The following is a 15,891-nucleotide window of genomic DNA, read 5'->3' as shown; positions in this document are numbered from 1 at the left end:
GCGGGCTTACCCAATGTTGGCCAGAAGCCCGACGTGGCTTCCTCGAACAGGCCTAATACATAGATGCAGTCGGGTTTTCATGTTCAAAAGCGGGTTGACGGTGGGGGTGAGTCCATACATAGGAGCGGGCCCTGCCCGCGATTCCGCGCGCAGGGCGCGCTCCTACAAGGGACATGGCGCGAGGCAACCCGTAGGATCTCATCCGCGAATCGCGCCGGGATGTCCGGCTATCGCGGACAAGGGCCGCTCCTGCAAGGAATGGCGTGGGTGGGCAGCATCCACCGCAGGATCGGGCAAGCCTGCGCAGGACCGGGCAAGCCACTGGGCGGGGTTTTCCCGTATCGTCGCGGCATTCGGCCAGGGAAGCGCCTAGGCTGAATCCATTCCCCACGGAGCGGCCTTGGCTCCGGACTTCCACATCACCCGAACAAAGAGGTGAGCGCCTGATGATCAAGCTGAAACTCAACGGCAAGGACCACGAATTCGACGCGCCCGGGGAAATGCCCCTGCTCTGGGCGCTGCGCGACGTCGCCTTGCTCACCGGCACCAAGTATGGCTGCGGCATGGCCCTGTGCGGGGCCTGCACCGTGCACGTCGACGGCCAGCCCACGCGCTCCTGCGTGACGCCCCTGGCGGCGGTGGCCGGCAAGCAGGTCACCACCATCGAGTCGGTGGCCGAGCAGGCCGCCGGCAAGGCGGTGCAGGAGGCCTGGCGCAAGCTGGACGTGGTGCAGTGCGGCTACTGCCAGTCCGGCCAGATCATGTCGGCCACGGCGCTGCTGGCCGGCAACAAGAGCCCCAGCGACGCCGACATAGACGCGGCCATGAGCGGCAACATCTGCCGCTGCGCCACCTACGTACGCATCCGCGCGGCCATCCACGAAGCCGCGCAGAACCTGGCCTGAGGAGGCGCGACATGGCAGACCTGCAGCAACGGGCCGGCGTCGAGCCGGAAGACGCCGGCAACGGCATCCTCAACGTCAGCCGCCGGCATTTCCTGCGCGGCGCCGGCGGCCTGGCCCTGGGCATCTACTTCGCGCCGCTGCTGGGCCGCTTCGGCGATCCGCAGGCCGCCGCGGCCAAGGCCTTCGAGCCCAACGCCTTCGTACGCATCGCCCCCGACGGCACGGTGACGGTGATCGCCAAGCACGTGGAAATGGGGCAGGGCAGCTACACCGGCCTGGCCACCCTGCTGGCCGAGGAACTGGACGCCGACTGGAGCAAGGTCCGCGTCGAAGGCGCCCCGGCCGATGCCAAGCGCTACGCCAACCTGGCCTTCGGCACCCTGCAGGGCACCGGCGGCAGCAGCGCCATGGCCAACTCCTTCGAGCAGATGCGCAAGGCCGGGGCCACGGCCCGGGCCATGCTGGTGGCCGCGGCGGCGCAGCAGTGGAAGGTGCCGGCCGAGCAGATCGAGGTGCACGACGGCGTGGTCGAGCACAAGGCTTCCGGGCACAAGGCCGGGTTCGGCCAACTGGCCGAGGCGGCAGCCAGGCAGCCGGTGCCGGCGGAGGTGAAGCTCAAGGAACCGAAAGACTTCAAGCTGATCGGCCAGGTGAAGCTGCCGCGCAAGGACAGCCAGGACAAGACCGACGGCCAGGCGCGCTTCACCCAGGACGTGCACCTGCCGGACATGCTGGTGGCCGTGGTGGCGCACCCGCCGCGCTTCGGCGGGGTGCCGGCGAAGGTCGACGACAGCAAGGCCAAGGCCGTGCCCGGCGTGGTGGCGGTGGTGCAGTTCCCGGGCAGCGACTCGCGCTTCGCCGGCGTCGCCGTGCTGGCGAAGAACACCTGGGCCGCGCGCCAGGGGCGCGACGCTTTGCAGGTGGAGTGGGACGAGAGCAACGCCTTCCGCATGGGCAGCGCTGAAATCTTCGCCAGGTACCAGGAACTGGCGGCCAAGCCCGGCGTGGTGGCGCGCAACGAGGGCGACATCGCCAAGGCGCTGGACAAGCCGGCCAAGCTGATCGAGGCGCAGTACCAGTTCCCATTCCTGGCCCATGCCTCCATGGAGCCGCTGAACTGCGTGGTCAGGCTCTCCGACGGCGCCTGCGAGATCTGGAACGGCGAGCAGTGGCAGACCGGCGACCAGATGGCGGTCGGGCAGTTGCTGGGCATCGCCCCGGAGAAGGTCTCGATCACCCAGCTGTACGCCGGCGGCAGCTTCGGCCGCCGCGCCAACCCGCACTCGGACTACGTGCTGGAGGCCGTCTCCATCGCCAAGGCGGCCCGCGAGCACGGCCACAAGGGCCCGGTGAAGATGGTCTGGACCCGCGAGGACGACACTCGTGGCGGCTACTACCGGCCGGCCTTCCTGCACAGCGCGCGCCTGGCGCTGGACGGGCAGGGCAACCTGGTGGGCTGGCAGCAGCATCTGGTCGGCCAGTCGTTCATCGTCGGCACGCCCTTCGAGAAGGCGATGGTCAAGGACGGCATCGACAAGGTGGCGGTGGAGGGCGCGGCGGACCTGCCCTATGCGGTGCCCAACCTGCGCGTGGAGCAGACCCTGGTGCCGGAGGTCAAGGTGCCGACGCAGTGGTGGCGCTCGGTGGGCCACACCCACACGGCCTATTCCACCGAAACGCTGATCGACGAAGCCGCGGTGGCCACCGGCAAGGACCCCTACGAATTCCGCCGCGCCCTGCTGGAAAAACACCCGCGGCACCTGGGCGTGCTCGACCTGGTGGCCGACAAGGCCGGCTGGAAGCAGCCGCTGAAGGCCGGCGGGGAAGGCGAGAAGCGCGGCCGCGGGATCGCCGTGCACGAGTCCTTCGGCAGCTTCGTGGCGCAGGTGGTGGAAGTCACGGTGAAGGCCGACAAGAGCTTCCGCATCGACCGCGTGGTCTGCGCCGTGGACTGCGGCCTGGCGATCAACCCGGACGTGATCCGCGCGCAGATGGAAGGCGGCATCGGCTACGGCCTGGCCATGGCCCTGCACAGCGCCATCACCCTCAAGGAGGGCGTGGTCGAGCAGTCCAACTTCCACGACTTCCAGGTGCTGCGGATCAACGAGATGCCTGCGGTGGAGGTGCACATAGTGCCGTCCAGCGAGGCGCCCACCGGCGTCGGCGAGCCCGGCGTGCCGCCGGCGGCGCCGGCCCTGGCCAACGCCCTGGCGGCGGCCACCGGCAAGCGCATCCGCAACCTGCCGATCGGCAACCAGCTGCAGGCCTGAGGCCGGTGGTGAGGGCGGCCCGTTGCCTCGTGCAGCGGGCCGTTGCCTTTTCCGCGGCCGGCACCCGATATTTCCGGCGCGGCCGCGCCAAGGCAGGTATCCTTGTCGGCAGGCGTCCGCCCGGATGCCCCTTTCTACTGGAGCTGTGACATGACCCGCGACAAGCAACTCTTCCCCGACGACGAGATCGGTGACGCCCTGTGGGCCCTGCAGGAAGATGGCGAGGACCTTTCGTTCGAGCGTGAGGTGGAATTCGCCGTGATCTTCCCGGAAGAGCAGGCGGCGCTGGATTTCGCCATCCTCCTGCTGCAGAACGGCCAGAAGGTGGCCTATTCCGAATACGACGGCGACCCGGCCAACCCCTGGCAGGTCCTGGCCTACCCGGTGATGGAGCCGACCCACGAGAGCATCAGCGGCTACGAGGAACTGCTGGCCGAGCATTCCGAACCGCTGGGCGGCAAGACCGACGGCTGGTCGGCGCTCTGAGGCGGGATGTGGTGGAAAAAGCCGGGGCAGGTCCCCGGCTTTTTTGTGGGCGCGGGTTCATATCCGCGATTGGGCATTACCTGTAGGAGCGGGCCCTGCCCGCGATTCGCGCGCAGGGCGCGCTCCTACAATGGGAATGGCGCGGGTGGGGCGGCGTAGGAGCGGATCTTATCCGCGAATCGCGCCGGGATGTCCGGTCATCGCGGACAAGGTCCGCTCCTACGGGGAAACGCCATACCTGATGGCGAACTGTAGGAGCGGGCCCTGCCCGCGATTCGCGCGCAGGGCGCGCTCCTACATGGGAATGGCGTGGGTGGGGTGGCGTAGCGGATCTCATCCGCGAATCGCGCCGGGACGTCCGGTCATCGCGGACAAGGTCCGCTCCTACGAAGAGCGTCTTGGCGTAGCCGGCTTACGGCACCGGCTCGGATTTCTCGGCCACCTGGCGCAGGGCCTTTTCGTAGTAGTCGGCCGATTGCGCGCCGGAGATCAGCTGGCGGCCGTTGATGATCACCGCCGGCACGGCGCGGATGCCGTGGCTGGTGAAGAATTCCTCTTCCTCGATCACTTCGCTGGCATAGGCGTCGCTGTCGAGGATCTCGCGGGTGCGCACTGGGTCCAGGCCGACGCTGGTGGCCAGGTCCAGCAGTTCCTCGCTGTCGCTGATGTTGCGCCCTTCGCCGAAGTAGGCGTGCAGCAGTGCCTGCTTCAGCGCCAGGTCGCGGCCCTGTTCGGCGGCCCAGTGCAGCAGGCGGTGGGCGTCGAAGGTGTTGTAGATGCGCTGGCGCTTGTGCAGGTCGAAGTGGAAGCCGACTTCCTCGCCGAAGTCGCGGATGCGCTTGTGGTTGCTGGCGATGTCTTCGGCACTGCTGCCGTACTTGCGCTGCAGGTGCTCGACCAGGTCCTCGCCTTCGGCGGGCATGTCGGCATTGAGTTCGAAGGGCTTGATCCGCAGCTCGACGTCGATCTCGCCGTCGACGCGCTGGATGGCTTCGAGCAATCCGCAAAGGCCGATGGCGCACCAGGGGCAGACCACGTCTGAGACGAAATCGAGGGTGATGGCTTCGCGCATACGGGCGATCTCCGCCTTGGGGTTTCGGTGTTCAAGCATGGACCTTTTTGCCCCGGGTGATCCAGTGCCGGCGGGGCGTGGCGTAGCTGATTCTTCCTTATGACTTTAGGTTTTATTTTTATCTATTTGATATATAAGGAATATTTATATTCTAGAAATGACTTTAACTCAGGCGTGCTTCCAGCTGCCCAGGTACAGGCTACAGGCCTTGCCCTGCCTGGACTCCGGCGCGATAGCGGGATGCGGAGGAAGTGACTGGGCGTGAGGTTGTTTCTCTATATCAATCATAAGCTATTGATATTCAATAACTTATCCTGCGACTGCGTAGGTTATTCCTAGCGGAAATCGTATATTCGACATTAGAAATAACAGGCAACCTACTGAGAATAATGGAATTATTTTCGAGGTTTGCTGGCTGCCCCGCCCACGCCCCGGCAACCCGCCCTCACTCGATCGCCCGATCGAGGAAACCCAGGAATTCGACGATGGCGGCAGGCAGATGGCGCCCCTGCAGGGTGACGATCTGCAGCACGCTGGCCTGCATGGTGTCGTCCGCCACCGGCACCGCGACCACGCCTTCGGGCAGGTTGCCGCCCCGGCTGCCCAGGGAACTGATGAACATCAGCGTCCCGGCAGCCAGGGCGAAGGCCTTCAGGCTTGCCATGGAGTTGGTGGTGAATACCGGCTCCATGGACAGCCCCTGGGTGGCCAGCGCGGTGTCGACCAACTGGCGCTGCGTGCGCTGCTGGTCCGGCAGGGCCATGGGCTCGGACGCCAGGTCGGCCAGGGTGACCTGTTCCCGCGTGGCCAGCGGATGGTCGCGCGGCACCAGCACGTGCATCGGCCGGCGCACGATGCGTTCCACCTTCACCCCGGCCGGCGCGGAATAGCTGTAGGTGATGCCGATGTCGGCGCTGCCGTCGCCGACGCGCGCGCAGATGTCCGCCGAGTTGCCCACCCAGACGTGGAAGCGCACGCCCGGGTAGGTGCGGCGGTAGTCCGCGAGTATCCGTGGCAGCCAGTCGATGGCGAAGCCCTCGTAGGCCGCCAGGCGCACCAGGCCGCGGTGCGGGCCCTGCAGTTCGCGCACGTCCGCCAGGGCCCTTTCGGTGTCTAGGGCGATGCGCCGGGCGCGCTGCGCCAGCAGTTCGCCGGCCGGGCTGAGCAGCATGCCGCGCGGCCGCCGTTCGAACAGCTCGACGCCCAGCTCCTGCTCCAGGCGGGCGATCTGCCGGCTGATCGCCGAGCCGGAGACGTGCAATCGGGCCGAGGCCTCGGTGATGGAGCCGCTGCGGGCCACTTCCAGGAAGTAACGCAGGGCTAGATGCTGCATGGCGGTTGTGCTTTGCATAAAAGGCAAGGGTGGCTGCGAATTAATGAAATTGTGGCATCGCGCGCGGACTGCTAACAATCCTCGCCGACAGACCGGGCAGAACAACAACAACGAACCCCCTCTGGGAGATCATCGATGTCCGTATTCACCGGCGAGGCGATTGCCGAGGCCACCGCCATCCGCCAGCAACTGCACAGCCACCCCGAACTCAAGTACGAAGAGCACGCCACCGCCGACCTCGTCGCCGCCTTCCTGCGCCGCCATGGCTACGAGGTGCGCACCGGCGTGGCCGGGACCGGCGTCGTCGCGCTGCTCGACACCGGCCGCCCCGGCCCCTGCATCGGCCTGCGCGCCGACATGGATGCCTTGCCGATCCTGGAGGACACCGAGCTGCCCTATGCCTCGCGCACGCCGGGCAAGATGCACGCCTGCGGCCACGACGGGCACACCGCCTCGCTGCTGCTGGCCGCCGGCCGGCTCGCCCGGCATCACGACCACCTTTGCGGCCGCATCAAGCTGCTGTTCCAGCCCGCGGAGGAAGGCGGCCTGGGCGCCGAACGGATGATCGAGGAGGGCGCGCTGGAGGGCGTCGAGGCCATCTTCGGCTACCACAACCGCCCGGGCTATCCGCTGGGCCGGGTGTTCGCCAAGGCCGGGCCGAGCATGGGCGGCAGCTCGCTGTACGAGGTCACCATCAGCGGCAAGGGCGGCCATGCCTCGCGCCCGGACCTGGCCATCGACCCGATCTTCGTCGGCGCGGCGGTGGTCCAGGCGCTGCAGGGCGTGGTCGGCCGCCGCCTGTCGCCGCTGGAGTCCGGGGTGGTGACGGTCACGCAGTTCCATGGCGGCAACAGCCAGAACGTCATCCCCGGCCAGGCGACGCTGATGATCAACACCCGCGACGGCTCGCCGGCCGCCGCCGCGGTGATCGACGAGACGCTGCGCCGCGTCGTCGCCCTGGTCTGCCAGGCCCATGGCGCCAGCGCCGAGCTGGTGCGGACGATGCGCATCCCGGCGCTGGTCAACGACGCCGCCGAAACCGCCTTCGTGGTGGAAACCGCCATCGACGCCCTCGGCGCGGACAAGGCGGGCTACATGCACCAGCTTCCCACCATGGGGGCGGAAGATTTCGCTTTCTACCTGGAGAAAGTGCCGGGTTGCTATTTCTTCGTCGGCAACGGCGAGGACGGCGCCTACCTTCACCATCCGCACTACGACTATCGCGACGAAATCCTGCCCGTCGCGGCGGGCATGTTCGTCGCCATCGCCGAGCGGCGCCTCGGGGCCAATACCTGAGCGAAGGCACTCACAGGCCCGCGCCGCGCCGCCATCCTGCGGCGGCGCCGAGGCGGGCCATCCGGCAACCCGTGCAGGCCAGCTTCGCCGCGCCGCGAGCGGCCGGCGGCTGGCAAAGGAAAATTCACCATGCAGCGTTTCTTCAACGCCATCGAACGGGCGGGCAACAAGCTCCCGCACCCGGTCGTCCTGTTCGCCTGGCTGTGCCTGGGCGTCGCGCTCCTGTCCTGGGCGCTGGCGGCGTCCGGGGTGTCCGGCGTCCATCCCAAGACCGGCGACCTGGTCACGGTCAGGAGCCTGGTTTCCGGCGAGGGCCTGGTCTTCGCACTGACCTCGGTGGTCAGGAACTTCGTCAGCTTCCCGCCGCTGGGCGCGGTGCTGGTCATCCTGCTGGCCATCGGCGTGGCCGACAAGACCGGGCTGGTCGGGGCGCTGATGCAGGTGAGCGTGATGAAGGCCCCGCGCTACCTGACCACCTTCGTCATCTTCCTCGTCGGCATGTGCAGCCACGTGGCCGCCGACGCCGCCTTCGTGATCCTCATCCCGCTGTCGGCGATGATCTTCCAGGCCACCGGGCGCAACCCCCTGGTCGGCGCGGTGACCGGCTTCGTCGCGGTGGGGGCGGGCTACGATGCCAGCCTGCTGATCACCCCGACCGACGTGATCCTCTCCGGGATCACCACCAGCGCCGCGCAGACCATAGACCCCGCGGCCTACGTCTCGCCCATCGACAACTACTATTTCGTCGCCTGTTCCGCCGTGCTGCTGTCGGTGATCGGCGCCTTCATCATCGAGCGCATCGTCGAGCCCCTGGCCGGCCCGTACCGCGGCAGCGTGGTGGTCGACATCCAGCCGATCAGCGCGCGGGAGCTCAAGGGGCTGAAGCGCGCCGGCTGGGCGGCGCTGGTGCTGGCCGCCCTGGTCCTCGCCGCGGTGCTGCCGGCCGGCTCGCCGCTGCGCAACCCCGAGGGCGGGCTGGTGCCTTCGCCGTTCCTCACCAGCGCGGTGGCCGTTTTCGCGATCTTCTTCCTGGCCCTGGGCTGGGTCTACGGCCGCAGCGTGGGGAAGATCGGCGACGCCCGCGATGCCATCGGCTTCATGGCCGAGGCGATCGAGGAACTGGCGCCGACCCTGGTGCTGTTCTTCGCCATCTCGCAGTTCCTCGCCTGGTTCAAGTGGACGCACCTGGGCGAATGGATCGCCGTCGGCGGCTCGCACCTGCTCGACAGCAGCGGCTTCGGCGGCATCCCGCTGGTGCTGGCGTTCCTGGGCCTGGTGACGCTGATGAACCTGTTCATCACCTCGGGTTCGGCGCAGTGGTCGCTGATGGCCCCGATCTTCGTGCCGATGCTGATGCTGGTGGGTTTCGAGCCGGCCTTCGTGCAGGCGGCGTACCGCATCGCCGATTCCTCGACCAACATAGTCACGCCCATGAGCCCCTACTTCAGCCTGTGCCTGGCCTTCCTGCAGCGCTACCAGAAGGACGCCGGGATCGGCACCCTGGCGTCGATGACCATTCCGGTGGCCCTGGGCTTCCTGCTGTGCTGGACGCTGTTCCTCATCCTCTGGATGGAGCTGGGGCTGCCGATAGCCCCCGGTGTGGGCCTGTACCTCGACTGAGCGAGGGCCGGGCGAGCGCGCGCCCGGCCCGCGGCCTCAGAAGTCGACGGAGGCGGACACCCGCAGGGTGCGCGGCTCGCCCTGGGTCAGGTAGCCGCCGATGGTGGAGGCCCAGTAGTCCTCGTTGGCGACGTTCTCCAGGTTGGCGCGCAGGGTCACCTCGCGCTGCTCGACCTTGAAGCGGTAGCGGGCGCCCAGGTCGACGCGGGTCCAGGCCGGGATGCTGAGCTCGTTGGCCTGGTCCAGGTACTGGCCGCCGGTGCGCAGCAGGCGGCCGTTGAGCGCCAGGCCGTCGAGGCCGGGCACGTCCCAGTCGGCGCCGAGGTTGTACTGGAAGCGCGGCACGCCGATGGCGCGGTTGCCGTCGTTGGCGCCGTCGGCGGTGTTGCGCAGCTCGGTGTCGATCCAGGTGGCGCCGGCCAGCAGGCGCAGGCCGTCCAGCGGTTCGCCGAACAGGTTCAGCTCGACGCCGCGGTTGCGCTGCTCGCCGTCGACGCTGAAGACCTTGGTGTCCGGGTCGGTGACGCTGGTGGGCTGTTCGATGCGGTAGAACGCCAGGTTGCCGCCGTAGCTGCCGAAGTCCAGCTTGGCGCCCACTTCGATCTGCTTGGAGCGCTGCGGGGCGAACACCTCGCCGACGTTGACCGCGGTGGAGGGCGCGGTGGGGCCGGCGGCCAGGCCTTCGATGCGGTTGGCGTACAGCGACAGGTAGTCGGTGGGCTTGACCACGATGCCGTACACCGGCGTGGTGATGGACTCGCGGTAGTCGGCGTTGCGCACGCCGGCGTAGCTCCAGCCGTCGGTGCCGATGCTCTGGCGGCGCACGCCGAGGGTCAGCAGCACGCGGTCGTCGAGAAAGCCCAGGGTGTCGGAGGCGGCGGCGCTGCGGTTGCGCGTCTTGCCGACGATGCCGGGGTCGTTGTAGTCGCCGCCGGAGTAGGTGGTGGCCGGCTTGGCGACCTGCACGGGGTGGTACAGGTTGGCCGGGTACTTGCTCAGGGCCATGCGGTAGGCGCTGCGCTGCTCGGCCCAGATGCCGGCCAGGCCGAGGTTCAACTGGTGGCTCACCGCTCCGGTGTGGAAGCGGCCGTTGAGGCCGGCCATGGCGCTCTTGTTGTCTTCGTCGTGGGTGGCGTCCATGGTGCCGCCGCCGGCGCCGCCGTTGTTGTCGCTCAGGGTCAGCGAGGAGTAGCTGCCGTTCTCGCGGGTGTGCTTGGCGCCGCCGGAGAGGTAGGCGGTCCAGTTGTCGTTCAGGTCGTACTCGCCGCGGAACATGCCGTAAGTGTCTTCCAGCTGCGAGTAGCTCCAGGCCTGGCCGTAGTTGCTGTCGGCGTCGGGCGCGTGGGGGATGCTGGTGACGCCGCTGCCGACGTAGACCACCGGGCGGCCCTGGTTGATGCGCTGCTTCTGGTAGCCGAAGTCGCTGCTCAGGCGCAGGCGTTCGCCGCGGTAGTCGAGGTTGACGCTGGCCAGCTTGTAGCGCTGGGCGTTGTCGTCGATGGCGCTGTCGCCTTCGCGCTGGGCCAGGTTGAGCCGCGCGCCGAAGCGGTTGTCTTCGCCGAAGCGCTGGCCCAGGTCGAGGTGTTCGCCGACCTGGCTGTCGCTGCCGTAGTCCAGGCTCAGGCTGCGGGTGGGGACGTCCTCGGCGTGCTTGGTCTGCAGGTTCACCGCGCCGCCGATGCCGCTGCCGCTGGGCGTCACGCCGTTGATGAAGGCGTTGGAGCCCTTGAACAGCTCGACGCGCTCCAGCGACTCGGTGCCGATGATCTGCCGCGGCGTCACGCCGTACAGGCCGTTGAGCGAGACGTCGTCGGTGCTCAGCGGCAGGCCGCGGATGACGAAGATCTGCGAGAAGTTGCCGTAGCCGTTGCCCTGGCGCACCGCGGCGTCGTTGAGCAGCACGTCGCCGACGGTCTGCGCCTGCTGGTCCTTGATGGCCTGCGCGGTGTAGCTGGAGAAGGCGAAGGGCACGTCCTGCATGTCCTGGTTGCCCAACATGCCCAGCCGGGCGCCGCGGGCCACCTGGCCGCCGGCATAGGCCGGCGGCAGTTCGCCGGGGGCCTGGGCCACGGCGCTGACGGTGGTGGCGCCCATCTCCAGGGCCTCGCCGTCCCGGGCGATGGGCTCGACGCCGTAGCCGCTGGGCTTGCGCACCAGGCGGTAGCCGCTGCCTTCCAGCAGGCGCATCAGGCCGTCCTCGGCGTCGTAGCTGCCTTTCAGGCCGTCGCTGTGACGGGCGTTCAGCGTGGCGGCCTCGAAGGCCAGGGGCACGCCGGCCTGGGCGGCGAAGCGGGCCAGCACCTCGCCCAGCGGGCCCGGGGCGATGTCGTACTGGCGTTGCACGCTGGCGGTTTCCGCGGCCAGGGCGGGCAGGGTGGCGCCCTGCAGGGCGAGGCCGATGGCCAGGGCGAGGGTGTGGGGCTTCAGGCGGAGGCGGGTGGTCATGCGGTGGTCCTGTCGGCGCGAAGAGTGAATGGGGTGTTTCCTCCTTCACCGGACGAGCAGGAAAAAGGTGTCATGGTGGATGAAAAATTTTTCGGGGGGCGTTGGGGCGGCGTAGCGGCGGGGGTTCAGGCGGGCTCCAGGGTCACCCAGTAGCGCGTCAGGCTGCTGATCTTCAGCGGCAGCATGTCGGCCAGCAGGCGCAGGCCGGCGTCGTCGTTGCTCAGGGGGATGGCGCCGCTGACGCGCAGCCCGGCCAACTGGGGCGCGCAGCGCAGCACACCGCTACGGTAGCGGCCCAGTTCGGCCAGCAGGGCGTCCAGGCGCATGTCCTGGGCCAGCAGCATGCCGTTTTCCCAGCTGCTGGCATTGGCGTCCGCCGGCTGCACGACCTGCAGGGCGCCGGCGCTGAACAGCAGTTGCTGGCCGGCCTCGACCTGGCGCCGCGCGGCGGTGGCGAAGGGTTCCACGGCGACGCTGCCTTCCAGCACGGCCACCCGGCACGTCTCGCCCAGGTCGCGCACGGCGAAGCGCGCGCCGGCGGTGCGCAGCAGGCCCTGGCGGCTTTCCACCAGGAACGGCCGCGGCGCGGGCGCCGGGTCGGCGTGGGTGGCGACGAGGATTTCGCCGTCGAGCAGGCGCAGGCGGCGTTCCCGCGGGCTGAAGCGGATGTCCACGGCGCTGCCGGTGTTGAGCGTCAGCAGGCTGCCGTCGGGCAGTTGCACGCGCTTGCGCTCGCCGGTGGCGGTGCGCTGGTCGGCGCTCCATTCGGCCCAGGGCAGCTGGCGCGCGCCCAGCCAGGCCGCGGGCGCCACCGCCAGCAGCAGGCCCAGGCGGTTGAGCATCTGCCGCCGGCTCAGGCCGCGCTCGCCCAGGCGTTGCAGGCTCTGCCGGCCCATGCCCGGCGGCAGCTGCTGCAGGCCGCCGAGCAGGCTTTCGGCGCGGCGCCAGGCTTCGGCGTGCTGCGCGCTGCGTCCGCGCCATTGCTCGATGGATTGCTCGATGGCCCGCAGGTCGGCGGCGCTGGCCGGGCGTTCGCCCAGGCGCACCAGCCAGTCGGCGGCTTCGCCGAGAATGCGCGGGTCCAGCGTCTGCTCGTGCATCAGGCCAGGCTCAGGCAGGCGATGAAGGCCGCGCGCATGTAGCGCTTGACGGTCGCCAGGGACAGGCCCAGGCGCTCGGCGATGGCCGGGTAGGTGAGGCCGTCCAGCTGCGCGAGCAGGAAGGCTTCGCGGGTGAGGGCGGGCAGTTCGCCCAGCGCTGCGTCGATGCGTTCCAGGGTTTCCAGGATCAGTTCGCGGGCTTCCGGGCCGGGGGCCAGTTCCTCGGGCAGCGCGGCCAGGGCTTCGAGGTAAGCGCGCTCCAGCTCCTGGCGGCGCCAGCGGTCCACCAGCAGGCCCTTGGCGATGTGGGTGAGCAGGGCGCGCGGGCGATCGCCGACGTCGCTCAGCGGCCGGCGCAGCAGGCGCAGGAAGGTGTCCTGGGCCAGGTCGGCGGCATCCCAGGCGTTGCCCAGGCGGCCGCGCAGCCATTGCTGCAGCCAGCCGTGGTGGCGTTCGTAGAGGGTGTGCAGGTGCTGGTCGGCGGAGGGTTCGGCGAATGCCACGGTGTCGTGCGCCAGATGATCATTTGCGAATGACTCTCATTTTATGTCGGTTCCGCCGCGCGGCGCAATGCCGCGATGCCGCAGCCGGTCGGCGCATGTGCCGGGCGCCGTCATCGGCACTGGAATTGCCGCGCAGACGCGCTACCTTGAGCCTGTCCCGAATGCATAATTCGAGGGTTTGCCTTCTTCGGCGGACGGCTTCGCCGTTCGCGGTCGAAACCTCAAGTCATCCAGCAGAAACGGAGCACATCATGGCTCGCACCACGCCCATCGAGCTTTATCGCAACATCGGCATAGTCGCGCACGTGGACGCCGGCAAGACCACCACCACCGAGCGCATCCTGTTCTACACCGGGGTCAACCACAAGATGGGCGAGGTGCACGACGGGGCGGCGACCATGGACTGGATGGTGCAGGAGCAGGAGCGCGGCATCACCATCACCTCGGCGGCCACCACCGCCTTCTGGCAGGGCTCGACCAAGCAGTACCCGCACAAGTACCGCTTCAACATCATCGACACCCCCGGCCACGTCGACTTCACCATCGAGGTGGAGCGCTCGCTGCGCGTGCTCGACGGCGCCGTGGTGGTGTTCAGCGGCGCCGACGGCGTCGAGCCGCAGTCCGAGACGGTGTGGCGCCAGGCCAACAAGTACCACGTGCCGCGCCTGGCCTACGTGAACAAGATGGACCGCCAGGGCGCCGACTTCCTGCGCGTGGTCGAGCAGATCAAGCGGCGCCTGGGCCACAACCCGGTGCCGATCCAGCTGGCCATAGGCGCGGAGGAGAACTTCAACGGACAGATCGACCTGGTGAAGATGAAGGCCATCTACTGGAACGACGACGACCAGGGCACCAGCTACCGCGAGGAACCCATCCCCGCCGAGCTGCAGGCGCTGGCCGAGGAGTGGCGCGCGCACATGATCGAGGCCGCCGCCGAGGCCAACGATGAGCTGATGAACAAGTACCTCGAGGGCCAGGAGCTGAGCCTGGAGGAAATCAAGGCCGGCCTGCGCCAGCGCACCCTGGCCAACGAGATCGTCCCGGCGGTGCTGGGTTCCTCGTTCAAGAACAAGGGCGTGCCGCTGGTGCTGGACGCGGTGATCGACTACCTGCCGGCGCCCTCGGAAATCCCGGCGATCAAGGGCACCCACCCGGACGACGAGGAGAAGCACGACGAGCGCCACGCCGACGACAACGAGCCGTTCTCCTCGCTGGCCTTCAAGATCGCCACCGACCCCTTCGTCGGCACCCTGACCTTCACCCGCGTGTACTCCGGCGTGCTGAGCAGCGGCGACGCGGTGCTCAACTCGGTGAAGGGCAAGAAGGAGCGCGTCGGGCGGATGGTGCAGATGCACGCCAACCAGCGCGAAGAGATCAAGGAAGTGCGCGCCGGCGACATCGCCGCGCTGATCGGCATGAAGGACGTCACCACCGGCGACACCCTGTGCGCCATCGACAAGCCGATCATCCTCGAACGCATGGACTTCCCCGACCCGGTGATCTCGGTGGCGGTGGAGCCGAAGACCAAGGCCGACCAGGAGAAGATGGGCATCGCCCTGTCCAAGCTGGCCCAGGAGGACCCCTCGTTCCGCGTGAAGACCGACGAGGAGACCGGGCAGACCATCATTTCCGGCATGGGCGAGCTGCACCTGGACATCATCGTCGACCGCATGCGCCGCGAGTTCAACGTCGAGGCCAACATCGGCAAGCCGCAGGTGGCCTACCGCGAGGCGATCCGCAAGAAGTGCGAGATCGAGGGCAAGTTCGTCCGCCAGTCCGGCGGGCGCGGCCAGTTCGGCCATTGCTGGATCCGCTTCGAGCCGGGCGACGAGGGCAAGGACGGCCTGGAGTTCCACAACGAGGTGGTCGGCGGGGTGATCCCGCGGGAGTTCATCCCGGCGATCCAGAAGGGCATCGAGGAGCAGATGCAGAACGGCGTGCTCGCCGGCTACCCGCTGATCGGCCTGAAGGCCACGGTGTACGACGGCTCGTACCACGACGTCGACTCCAGCGAGATGGCCTTCAAGATCGCCGCCTCCATGGCCACCAAGCAGCTCTCGCAGAAGGGCGGCGCGGTGCTGCTGGAGCCGGTGATGAAGGTCGAGGTGGTGACCCCCGAGGACTACATGGGCGACGTGATGGGCGACCTGAACCGCCGCCGCGGCCTGATCCAGGGCATGGAAGACACCCCGGCGGGCAAGGTGATCCGCGCCGAGGTGCCGCTGGGCGAGATGTTCGGCTACGCCACCGACGTGCGCTCGATGTCCCAGGGGCGCGCCAGCTACTCGATGGAGTTCACCAAGTACGCCGAGGCGCCGGCGAATATCGCCGATGCCATCGTGAAGAAGAACAACGGGTGAGGTTTGCGGGATGAAGAACGGCGCCTGCGGGCGCCGTTTTTCATTCGGGCGGGATGCGATGCCTCATGGTGACTGCGGTTCGCGAGCAAGCTCGCTCCTACGAGAAGCCGTGCCTCCCGGGGACTGTAGGAGCAGGCCCTGCCTGCGAATCGCGCGCAGGGCGCGCTCCTACGAGAAGCCGTGCCTCCCGGGGACTGTAGGAGCAGGCCCTGCCTGCGAATCGCGCGCAGGGCGCGCTCCTACGAGAAGCCGTGCCTCCCGGGGGACTGTAGGAGCAGGCCCTGCCTGCGATTCGCGCGCAGGGCGCGCTCCTACAGGGCGTGGTGTGGGTGGGGCGGCGTAGGAGCGGATCTTATCCGCGATCCGCGCCGGAACGTCCGGCTATCGCGGACAAGGTCCTAGGTTCCAGGAAGCACGGCTTTTCGTAGGATGGCGTTGAGCGAAGCGATACCCATCAGCGCAACCGCATGGGTTTCGCAAGCTCAACCCATCCTACGAAGA

General features: G+C 68.4%; 11 protein-coding genes. 6 read left to right on the top strand and 5 right to left on the bottom strand.

Going from position 1 to position 15,891, the window contains the following annotated elements; genetic code table 11:
• Positions 1–446 precede the first annotated feature (446 nt).
• The 3 genes from QSJ95_RS04225 to QSJ95_RS04215 all read left to right on the top strand — a co-directional run bounded on the left by QSJ95_RS04225 (position 447) and on the right by QSJ95_RS04215 (position 3,661).
• Positions 447–905, top strand: a complete 459-nt coding sequence (locus QSJ95_RS04225; protein ID WP_009620386.1) for a (2Fe-2S)-binding protein — start codon at positions 447–449, stop codon at positions 903–905.
• A gap of 11 nt (positions 906–916) precedes the next feature.
• Positions 917–3,175: a xanthine dehydrogenase family protein molybdopterin-binding subunit gene (locus QSJ95_RS04220; RefSeq protein WP_285640312.1), complete on the top strand. Its 2,259-nt coding sequence runs from the start codon at positions 917–919 to the stop codon at positions 3,173–3,175.
• Between the two features lie 150 nt (positions 3,176–3,325).
• The gene (locus QSJ95_RS04215; protein ID WP_009620390.1) at positions 3,326–3,661 is read left to right on the top strand and encodes a ribonuclease E inhibitor RraB; all 336 of its coding nucleotides are present in this window, start codon (positions 3,326–3,328) and stop codon (positions 3,659–3,661) included.
• A 412-nt stretch (positions 3,662–4,073) separates the two neighbouring features.
• On the opposite strand, the gene QSJ95_RS04210 is transcribed toward QSJ95_RS04215, so the two are convergent.
• Both QSJ95_RS04210 and QSJ95_RS04205 read right to left on the bottom strand, forming a co-directional pair.
• The gene (locus tag QSJ95_RS04210; protein ID WP_043316663.1) at positions 4,074–4,733 is read right to left on the bottom strand and encodes a DsbA family oxidoreductase; all 660 of its coding nucleotides are present in this window, start codon (positions 4,731–4,733) and stop codon (positions 4,074–4,076) included.
• 445 nt (positions 4,734–5,178) lie between these two features.
• Entirely contained in the window at positions 5,179–6,066 is an 888-nt protein-coding gene (locus QSJ95_RS04205) for a LysR family transcriptional regulator (RefSeq protein WP_061561827.1), read from the bottom strand.
• Between the two features lie 135 nt (positions 6,067–6,201).
• On the opposite strand from QSJ95_RS04205, the gene QSJ95_RS04200 reads away from it, so the two are divergent.
• Entirely contained in the window at positions 6,202–7,362 is a 1,161-nt protein-coding gene (locus QSJ95_RS04200) for a M20 metallopeptidase family protein (protein ID WP_285640300.1), read from the top strand.
• A 129-nt stretch (positions 7,363–7,491) separates the two neighbouring features.
• Complete coding sequence (locus QSJ95_RS04195; RefSeq protein ID WP_285640298.1) at positions 7,492–8,982, top strand: AbgT family transporter; 1,491 nt, start codon at positions 7,492–7,494, stop codon at positions 8,980–8,982.
• A gap of 36 nt (positions 8,983–9,018) precedes the next feature.
• On the opposite strand, the gene QSJ95_RS04190 is transcribed toward QSJ95_RS04195, so the two are convergent.
• The 3 genes from QSJ95_RS04190 to QSJ95_RS04180 all read right to left on the bottom strand — a co-directional run bounded on the left by QSJ95_RS04190 (position 9,019) and on the right by QSJ95_RS04180 (position 13,030).
• Positions 9,019–11,427 carry a TonB-dependent receptor gene (locus tag QSJ95_RS04190; RefSeq protein WP_285640296.1) on the bottom strand — a complete coding sequence of 803 codons (2,409 nt, stop codon included), beginning with the start codon at positions 11,425–11,427 and terminating at the stop codon, positions 9,019–9,021.
• Between the two features lie 125 nt (positions 11,428–11,552).
• Positions 11,553–12,527: a FecR domain-containing protein gene (locus tag QSJ95_RS04185; RefSeq protein ID WP_069864831.1), complete on the bottom strand. Its 975-nt coding sequence runs from the start codon at positions 12,525–12,527 to the stop codon at positions 11,553–11,555.
• Positions 12,527–13,030, bottom strand: a complete 504-nt coding sequence (locus QSJ95_RS04180; protein ID WP_058070898.1) for a sigma-70 family RNA polymerase sigma factor — start codon at positions 13,028–13,030, stop codon at positions 12,527–12,529. Before QSJ95_RS04180 ends, QSJ95_RS04185 begins: the two co-directional genes overlap by 1 nt.
• A gap of 251 nt (positions 13,031–13,281) precedes the next feature.
• On the opposite strand from QSJ95_RS04180, the gene fusA reads away from it, so the two are divergent.
• Positions 13,282–15,390, top strand: a complete 2,109-nt coding sequence (gene fusA / locus QSJ95_RS04175; protein WP_043316676.1) for an elongation factor G — start codon at positions 13,282–13,284, stop codon at positions 15,388–15,390.
• Positions 15,391–15,891 lie beyond the last annotated feature (501 nt).

Origin of the sequence: Pseudomonas sp. NBRC 100443, from assembly GCF_030268185.1 — a bacterium.
Taxonomy (GTDB): domain Bacteria; phylum Pseudomonadota; class Gammaproteobacteria; order Pseudomonadales; family Pseudomonadaceae; genus Pseudomonas; species Pseudomonas citronellolis.
The sequence above is the reverse complement of the archived record's forward strand: the minus strand, read 5'-3'. Positions and strand labels throughout refer to the sequence as shown.